Here is an 8,634-nt window from a genome sequence, read left to right as displayed (position 1 = left end):
GTCTCGACCACGATGCGCACCGCGCCCTCACGGAACTCAGCGTCGTACGGCGGCTTCTTCTTGGACCCCATGAATCCCAACTTCCCCTGCAATCACGGGCTCCACGCTACGAGGGGATGGTCACCATTCCTGTCACTCCCGCGTGCGCGCGAGCTGATCGCCGGCGCAGAGGGTGAGGCCGAGGCCCCACTCCGCCCAGACCGTCTTGCCCACACCCGCCCGTGGTGCGACACCCCAGCCGTCCGCCAGCGCTCCGACCAGCAACAGTCCTCGCCCGAACTGATCCTCGTCGGCCGCCTCACGCCGACACGGCAACCGTTCACCCCGAGGGTCGCTGACCTCGACGCGGAGCGTTGCGGTCGTAGTGGTGATCCGCAGCCGGATGAGCCGGTCGCGCAGGCTGCCGTGCAGCAGGGCGTTGGTCATCAGCTCGCTGGCGACGAGGGCGACATCTCCGGCGAGGTGCGTATGACCCCAGTCGGTGACGAGCCGTGCGGTGCGGTGGCGGGCGAGGGCGACGCTGCGGGGGACGGGCGTGTAGTCGAGCTGGTCTTCGTGGCGGAGGGGTTCGGGGGTGGGGTTGGCGTCGGGCATGGACGCGCGCCTCCTTGTGGGGGTGGAAGCCGCCGAGTGAGCGGTTGAGTACTGACCGTAGCGAGACGGGTGACCCGAGTGCAACAAACTTGGAGACAGTTGTCTCCAAGTTTGTTGAGAGGGTGACGGAGGCGCGAGACTGATCCCGTGAACCGATCCGCACTGACTGGCAATCGAGCGTCAACTGTCTTGGGACGCCGACTCGGTGGGGAGCTGCTGCGCCTGCGCGATGTGGCGGGAAAGACCCAGCAGCAAGCCGCTGACGTCCTCAACGCGACCAACTCGAAGATCGTGAAGATGGAGCGGGGCTGGGTGCCGATGCGGGACATCGACATCCGCGCCCTGTGCGAGCTCTACGGCTTGGACGACCTCAAAGCCCTGGCGCGGCTGCTGAACCTGGCCCGGCTGGACCGGGAGCGCCGTAAGGCGAAGGGCTGGTGGCAGCACGCTCCGCAGGCCGGGGCGATCGCCGAGTACATCGCCATGGAGGACGTCGCCCGTCAGGTACGGACATGGCAACAGGCGTTCATTCCAGGCCTGTTGCAGACCCCTGAGTACACCAGGGCCGTCGTGGTGAGCGAAGGGCTGTGGACGGACCCCGACGAGATCGAAGGGGTCGTAGATGTACGGATGAAGCGCCAGGCCCGGCTGTCGGGAGCCGAGCCGCTTCAGATGTATGCGGTGGTTTGGGAGGCCGCGCTCCGGCAACAGATCGGCGGTCCCGAGGTCATGCGCGCGCAGTTGCAGCACCTGCTCGACGCGGCCCAACTCCCCAACGTGCGGATCCAGGTGTTGCCCTTCCGTGCGGGCGGCCACGCCTGTATGGCAGGAGCCTTCAACATCATCTCCTTCGCCGAAGCCCAAGCCGTGGACGTGGTCCACGTTGACAGCATCGCGGCTACGGTGTGGGTCGAAAGCGAGTCCGAAAGCACCATGTACGGCTCCTTCTTCGACCGCACCGCGAGGCTGAGCCTGGCCCCCAAGGACTCGCTCAGCCTGATCGAGAGCATCAGAGAGGGCATGCATTGACCACCGGATTCGACTTCCTGAAGTCCAGCTACAGCAGCGGCAGCGGCGAATGCGTCGAAGTCGCCCGCAACATCCCCCCCACCGTCGCCGTCCGCGACTCCAAGACCCCCGACGGCCCGATACTCCGCCTGCCCTCCAAGGCATGGACGGACTTCACCGCATCGTTGGCCGCCAACTGATCCGGACAGCCCTCGCTGTGTGACGTCTGTGACACTTGATCTTTGAGTCTTCTGTCGCGCAGGTCGCCTTGAAAGGGTGCGAGGCGTACAACTCGGCCGCAAAAACACGGCCGTTGGACCCCTCACCCCCCACGAGGCGTTGAAATGGCGAGAGCCTCCTCCTCGCGCGCAAGACGCGCGACCATACTCACCGCGGCGGCCGGCCTCACGCTGGCCGTCGCTTTTGTGCCCGGCGCCGCGAACGCGGTCCCGGGCGGCCCGGCGGCCGACGGTCCGTCGCCCGCACCGTCCGCCACTCCGCCCGTACCGTCGCAGCAGACGCTGGTGCGCCGCGACGCCCGGCTCGCGAAGGCCGAACAGCGGCCGGGCGTACGGGAGTTGCGCAAGCAGCTCGGGGTTCAGGGCGTGCTCGAGCTGGACCCGGCCACCGGTACGGCACGGCAGGTGGCCAGGCTCGACGGGTATCTGACGCCCCGCAGCGACAAGGGCCCGGAGGACATCGTCCGGCAGTATCTGCGTGACCGTCCCGATGTCTTCGGTCTCTCCGCCGGTCAGGTCCGCGATCTGACGCTGCGCAAGGAGTACACCGACGTCGCCGGGGTTCGTCATCTGTCGTTCGTCCAGTCGGTCGACGGCGTCCCGGTGTTCGGCAACGGCGTCAAGGCGAACGTCTCCCGCGACGGACGGCTGATCAGTGTGCTCGGCTCCCCGGTGCCGAAGCTGCCCTCGCAGCTGGCCCCGGGGCGGATCACCTCGACGCAGGCCAGACACACGGCCGTTCGGGACATCGCCGGTGCCAAGGCCGACGGCGTCGCCAAGCAGGGCACCGCCAAGCAGGTCGTCTACACGGCGCCGGGAGGTACCGCCCGGCGGGCTTGGCAGACGGTCACCGTGCCGGACGGCCACGGCATGTGGCTGCACGTCGTCGACGCGGCGACGGGGCGGGTTCTGTATCGGCAGAATCTCTCCGACGACCTGTCCGCGGCGACCGGGGAGGCGCCCTCCACCGGACAGCCCCTGTCCTCCTCGGCGGCCACGCCCCTGCGCACCGGCAAGGTCCTCGTCTGGGACCGCTACCCCGGCGCCCCCGCGGGCGGCAAGCAGCACACCCGCCACCTCACGGCCCGGGGCTGGCTGCCCGTCGGCGCCAAGACCCTCGACGGCCGTATCGCGCACGTCTTCAGCGATGTCGACGACAACAACAAGGTGGACGCGGGCGAGGAGATCACCCCGGCGGCCGACGGGACGTTCTCCTTCCCGTTCAAGCCCGTCACCGGTCCCGGCTGCGACGTCCCGCTGCCCTGCTCCTGGGACCAGAAGACGCCGTACTCCTGGAAGACCAACCGCGAGCAGAACGCCGCGCAGGTCTACTACTACCTGGGCACCTACCACGACCACCTGGAGGCCGGCCCGATCGGCTTCACCCGGGCCGCGGGCAACTTCGACGGGCGGGACGGCGACGCCGTGGACGCGCAGACCGACGACGGCGCCGCGGTCGACCACGGGCTGCCCGACCAGAACCACCTGAACAACGCCAACATGGGGACGCCGCCGGACGGGCAGGCGCCCACGATGCAGATGTACCTGACCGGGTCCGGGCCCGGCTACACGGTGCTGCAGGGCAACTGGGGCGACGACGCCGCCACCGTCTACCACGAGTACACGCACGGTCTGTCCAACCGGCTCGTCGTCGACGCCGCCGGGGTCTCGGCCCTCACCGGCCAGCAGGGCGGCGCGATGGGCGAGGCGTGGAGCGACTGGTACGCGCTCGACTTCCTCAACACCAAGGGGCTGCTGAAGGACAACCGGCACGTCGACGGTGAGGTGGCCCTCGACCCGCCCCACTGGACCGACGAACTGCCCTCCCGCTCCCAGCCGTTGGACTGCCCGGTCGGTTCCACCTCCGCCAAGTGCCCCGGCACGGCGGCGGCGGGCAAGGGCGGGTACACCTACGGCGACTACGGGAAGATCTCGCGCCGCGGCCCCGAGGTGCACGCCGACGGTGAGATCTGGAGCGAAACGCTCTGGGACCTGCGGAACCGGCTCGGCAGCAGGCTCACCGAGTCGCTGCTGACCCGCGCGATGGAGCTCTCGCCCGCGAACCCCACCTTCCTCGACCAGCGCAACGCCATCCTGCAGGCCGACACCGTGGTCAACCGCGGCCGGGCCCACGACCGCATCTGGAAGGTGTTCGCGCACCGCGGCATGGGCTACTTCGCCGCCGCGCTGAGCGCCGACGACACCAAGCCCGACGAGGACTTCTCACTGCCGCCCGGCCCGCACACCCCGGTGACCACCCTCACCGGCAAGGTCACCGACGACGCGTCCGGCGCCCCAGTCGGCGGGGTCGGCGTCAGCATCAGCGGCCATGCCTCCGGGTTCCCCGGTGCCGACTTCTCCGCCGTGACCAGGGCGGACGGCACGTACACGATCCACAACGTCCCCAAGGGCACGTACCGGAAGGTGTACGCGAGCGGCAACGGCTACGAGCCGCAGATCCGCACGGTCTCCGTCGGCTCCGGGAGCGGCGCCGACTGGGCACTGCGCCGCGACTGGGCCGCCGCTTCCGGCGGCGCCACGGTCACGGAGTTCACCGGGCCCGACAACACCGACTTCGGCTGCGGACCGAACGGCCTGATCGACATGTCGGGAACCGTCTGGGGTTCGGACGCCAAGGGCGGCAGCAACGGCACCGGGGTCGACCCGGTGCACAACACGGTCAAGCTGCCCTCGGCCGTCGACGTCACCGAACTGCGCATCGACCCGATGTCGGGCTGCGGGGACGACAAGACGGCCTCCCTCGGCGACTACCGGGTCGAGACCTCGACGGACGGCACCACCTGGGTCACCGCCGCCGAGGGCCACTTCAAGCCCGCCGACACCGGCCGCGAGAACGCCGTGCCCCTCAAGGCCGGCACCGGGCAGAACGTCCGCTACGTCCGCCTGACCATGCTCGGCAACCAGGCCGCCGACAACGGCGCCAAGTGCGCGACGGACCCGAGCCCCTCGGGCTGCAGCTACATGGACGTGACCGAGCTCCTGATCCACGGCTCCGCGCACCGGAGCTGACAGGACCGGCACCGACACCCGAGGGCGGCGTACCGGCGACGGGACGCCGCCCTCGGGCGTTTCCGCAGTCGGGAGGCGTTGCAGGGGCGATGAAATTCCGATGATGGTCCGCGCCGGGGGTGATGGGATGGCGCGATGAACAGTGATCTGCCCCAGGCCGCCGAGACCGTGGACCGCGGGCGCTATCCGCAGGCCGTGACGCCCTGGGAGGACGAGGCGTGGCGGGCCGCCGCCCTGGAGTGGGTCGACGAGGTGCTGGCCGCGCACGGGCTGCGGGCCGTCGGGCGGCCGCGGGTGCGGCTGCGGCCCTGGTCGGTGCTGGTACGGCTGGACGTCGGCACAGCGAGCGGCAGGGGCGGCGATCGCGTGTGGTTCAAGGCCAACCCGCCCGCGAGCGCCTTCGAGGCGGGGCTCGGTGCGGCCTTGGCCGGATGGGTTCCGGAACATGTGCTGCGACCGCTCGCCGTGGATGCCGGACGGGGCTGGTCGCTGCTGCCCGACGGGGGACGGCGGTTCGCCGACGTGCTCGACGCCGGTGAGGCCGGGCCCGAGGCCTGGGAGGAGATGCTGGGCCGGTACGCCAAGATGCAGCGCGCCCTGCTGCCGTACACCGGGAAGATCGAGTCCCTCGGGGTGCCCGGGGCCCGTACGGCCGCGTTGCCCGAGGTATTCGACCGGCTCGTGGCGGAGAACGGAGCGCTGACGGATGCGGAGCGTACGGCGTTGGACGGCTTGCGGCCTCGCGTGGCCGAGTGGAGTGCGGAGCTCGCGCAGACCGGCATCGGGGACTGCGTGGACCACGCCGACCTGCACGAGGGACAGGTCTTCCACGCGCCCTCCACCGGCCGTTTCACCTTCTTCGACTGGGGGGACGCGGCCGTGACGCACCCCTTCTGCAGCTTCCTGGTCCCCGCCCGCCGGGCCGTCGAACGCTACGGCCCCGACCTGCTGCCCCGCCTCCGGGACGCGTATCTCGCCCCTTGGACCGACGCGGGCCGCACACTGCCGGACCTGCGCCGCACCCTCTCCCTGGCCTGGCGGCTCGGCGCGCTGGGGCGGGCCTGGGCGTGGGGACGGCTCTTCCCGGGCGCGGTGAACGGCACGGAGCCGGTCGGCGGCGCGGAGGGCGCCCGCTCCCTGCTGCAACTCGCCGACGCACCGCCCCGGTTCATCGCGCCCGGGACGGAATGAAACGGAACTCCGCGGACGTCGGCCGACGCGTCCGTGCCGCGTACTTCCCCATGTAACCGGGACCGTGTTCGGAGCCGTGTGCAAGGACGTTTTCTTGACGATCTCCTGACGCAGGCGAGCGCATCCGGCCAACTCCGTCCGGTGTCTTCTTCCTTGTCTCAATCCTTAGCGGGAATCCCGAGGAATGGAGTGCCGTGACTCCACCCACGCGTAGGCGCGCGGGCTTCCTGCGTCCGTGGCTAAGCCGCGTCGCAGAGGACCAGCCCGGCCCTATTGAGGACGTTCTTCGCGCCGACATGGTCGGCGTTCGCTGTGAACCCGCATGTGACGCGTTCAAACTTGGCTTGGGTGGCGCGGTTCTCCTTCGCGACGTGCCCGCAGGCGGGGCACGTGCGGGAGGTGTTGCGCGGGTCCACCGGGATCACGAGGCGACCGGCGCTCTCAGCCTTGTTCGTCAGGTTCCGAGGAACTGCGCCCAACCCGCTTCGAGAATACTGCGGTTGAGCCCGGCCTTCGCGGCGGCGCCGTTCGGCAGGAAAGTGCCGGGCGCCTCGGGGGCGGGCTTGGGCTTGACACCGCGGGTCATGCCCGCTGTGTTCAATTGCTCATGCGCGATCGCGTCGTGGGCGCGGACCAGGGCGAGCGCGGTCTTGTGGTGGAAGTCGAGGCGCCGACGACAGATCTTCGCGTGCAGCTTGGCGACCTTGCGGGCGGCCGCGCGGTGTTTCTTGGTGCGCTGCCCGGTGTGCCTCGGGAACATCGCCAAGTGCCGCTGTGCTTCGGCCAGCTCAGCGGCGGCCGCCTCGAGGAATCTGGGGTTGGCCACATGCTGGCCCTCCGAGGTGGTCAGGAAGTGCGCGATACCCATGTCGATTCCGGCCACCACGCCCGTCGGCGGAAGTGGCTCGGCGGCAACGTCGTCGCAGGACAGGACCACGTACCAGCGGCTCCCCTCACGCTTGACGCTGATTGTCTTCACCCGGCCCTTTACGGGCCGGTGCTGGTGCACCCTGACGTGCCCGACCCCCTGGAGCCGCACGCGGGTATGCCGGTCATGCGGCGTGGAGTCCCAGCGGCAGCCGTCGCCGTCCTTCAGGAACACCACGGTGTCGAAGTGTCCCACGCCCTTAAAGCGCGGGTAGCCGGGCTTCTCGCCGTTCTTGACACGGCGGAAGAACGCCTGAAACGCCTTGTCCAGGCGGCGCAGCGTGGACTGTTGGGAGGAGAACGACCACCGGCCCTGACGCTCAGCGTCGAACGCCCGAATCTCCTTCAGCTGGGCGGACTGGTTGCCGTACTTGATGCTCGTCTTGGAGCTATGCCGCCATGCGTCCCGGCGCTCCTGCAACGCGCCGTTGTACAGAGCACAGTGGTCGGCCAGCATCTGGCGCAGCGTGGCCGTCTGACGGGCCGTTGGGCGCAGAAGGAACTTGTAGGCGCGGATCACTGCTTACGCCTCCGTTCCGCGCGGAGGCCTTCAGCCAGGAGGATGCACGCGGCAGCGTTGATCGAGATACCCGCCTGGTCGGCGTGCTCCTCGACTTGCCGCTTCAGATCCGGGGGCACGCGCAGATTAAGCGATTCCCGACGATCACCTCTAGCCACAACCAAAATGCTACCACTTTTGACGGTCACTCATGTCCAGTACCGGCTGCCGTGCTGCTCTGTAGCCCGCAGCTTCCAGACCCCCACCGGCAGAAGCCGGTGGTCCCTTTGAAGGAGATGCTTATGGAAGGCACCGTCGTCGCGGTCGTGTTGGTGGTCGTTGCCGCCCTGCTCGTGCTGCGCAGCGGTATGCGGGTGGTCAACCAGGTCGAGCGTGGGATCGTGTTCCGGATGGGCAAGGCACTGCCGGAGTACCGGCACCCGGGCGTGACGTTCCTGATCCCGTTCGTCGACCGGATGCGGAAGGTGAACACCCAGGTGGTGACCATGCCGGTGCCCACCCAGGAGGGCATCACCAAGGACAACGTCTCGGTGAAGGTCGACGCGGTCGTCTACTTCCGCGTGACCGATCCGCTCCGGGCCGCCATCGAGGTCCAGGACTACGTCTTCGCCGTCGGCCAGGTCGCCCAGTCGTCGCTGCGCTCCATCATCGGCAAGAGCGACCTGGACGACCTGCTGACCGACCGCGAGCGGTTGCACGAGGGGCTCGCCCTGATGATCGACAGTCCAGCCGCCGAGTGGGGCGTCCACATCGACCGCGTCGAGATCAAGGACGTACAGCTGCCGGAGTCGCTGAAGCGGTCCATGTCCCGGCAGGCCGAGGCGGAGCGGGAGCGGCGGGCCCGGGTCATCACCGCGGACGGCGAGTTCCAGGCCGCCCAGCAGCTCGCCAACGCGTCGCGGATCATGTCGGACACCCCTGAGGCGATGCAGCTCCGCCTCCTCCAGACGGTCGTGGAGGTCGCGGCCGAGAAGAACTCGACGCTCGTGATGCCGTTCCCGGTGGAGCTGCTGCGGTACTTCGACAAGGCGGCCAAGGCCATGGCGCCCGCCACTCCCGCACCGGAGACACCTCAGCCGTGACACCGGCTCCGGCGGCGGTCCGCCCCTCCCCGGGCGGGCCGCG

At 69.5% G+C, this 8,634-nt stretch carries 7 protein-coding genes and 1 pseudogene; 5 read left to right on the top strand and 3 right to left on the bottom strand.

What is annotated here, in order from left to right; translation table 11 throughout:
* Positions 1-132: 132 nt before the first annotated feature.
* Positions 133-594, bottom strand: coding sequence for an ATP-binding protein (locus LJ657_RS44810; RefSeq protein WP_232655484.1), 462 nt, complete (start codon positions 592-594; stop codon positions 133-135).
* Between the two features lie 189 nt (positions 595-783).
* On the opposite strand from LJ657_RS44810, the gene LJ657_RS44805 reads away from it, so the two are divergent.
* The 4 genes from LJ657_RS44805 (at position 784) to LJ657_RS44790 (ending at position 6,062) form a co-directional block, all read left to right on the top strand.
* The gene (locus LJ657_RS44805) at positions 784-1,623 is read left to right on the top strand and encodes a helix-turn-helix domain-containing protein (RefSeq protein ID WP_232655483.1); all 840 of its coding nucleotides are present in this window, start codon (positions 784-786) and stop codon (positions 1,621-1,623) included.
* On the top strand, positions 1,620-1,802 hold the full coding sequence (locus tag LJ657_RS44800) for a DUF397 domain-containing protein (RefSeq protein WP_232655482.1): 183 nt from the start codon (positions 1,620-1,622) through the stop codon (positions 1,800-1,802). Before LJ657_RS44805 ends, LJ657_RS44800 begins: the two co-directional genes overlap by 4 nt.
* A gap of 144 nt (positions 1,803-1,946) precedes the next feature.
* Complete coding sequence (locus tag LJ657_RS44795; RefSeq protein WP_232655481.1) at positions 1,947-4,871, top strand: M36 family metallopeptidase; 2,925 nt, start codon at positions 1,947-1,949, stop codon at positions 4,869-4,871.
* Positions 4,872-5,006: 135 nt separating this feature from the next.
* The gene (locus LJ657_RS44790) at positions 5,007-6,062 is read left to right on the top strand and encodes an aminoglycoside phosphotransferase family protein (RefSeq protein WP_232655480.1); all 1,056 of its coding nucleotides are present in this window, start codon (positions 5,007-5,009) and stop codon (positions 6,060-6,062) included.
* Positions 6,063-6,301: 239 nt separating this feature from the next.
* Here LJ657_RS44790 and LJ657_RS44785 read toward each other — a convergent pair.
* Both LJ657_RS44785 and LJ657_RS49280 read right to left on the bottom strand, forming a co-directional pair.
* Positions 6,302-7,509: pseudogene (locus LJ657_RS44785) on the bottom strand (RNA-guided endonuclease InsQ/TnpB family protein).
* On the bottom strand, positions 7,506-7,667 hold the full coding sequence (locus LJ657_RS49280) for a toxin-antitoxin system HicB family antitoxin (RefSeq protein WP_372488064.1): 162 nt from the start codon (positions 7,665-7,667) through the stop codon (positions 7,506-7,508). The pseudogene LJ657_RS44785 and the gene LJ657_RS49280 overlap by 4 nt, the downstream one beginning before the upstream one ends.
* Positions 7,668-7,790: 123 nt before the next feature.
* Here LJ657_RS49280 and LJ657_RS44780 point away from each other — a divergent pair, with 123 nt between their 5' ends.
* On the top strand, positions 7,791-8,591 hold the full coding sequence (locus LJ657_RS44780) for a slipin family protein (RefSeq protein WP_232655479.1): 801 nt from the start codon (positions 7,791-7,793) through the stop codon (positions 8,589-8,591).
* The last annotated feature ends 43 nt before the right edge of the window (positions 8,592-8,634 follow it).

Origin of the sequence: Streptomyces guryensis (assembly GCF_021261325.1) — a bacterium.
Classification (GTDB): Bacteria; Actinomycetota; Actinomycetes; order Streptomycetales; family Streptomycetaceae; genus Streptomyces; species Streptomyces guryensis.
The sequence above is the reverse complement of the archived record's forward strand: the minus strand, read 5'-3'. Positions and strand labels throughout refer to the sequence as shown.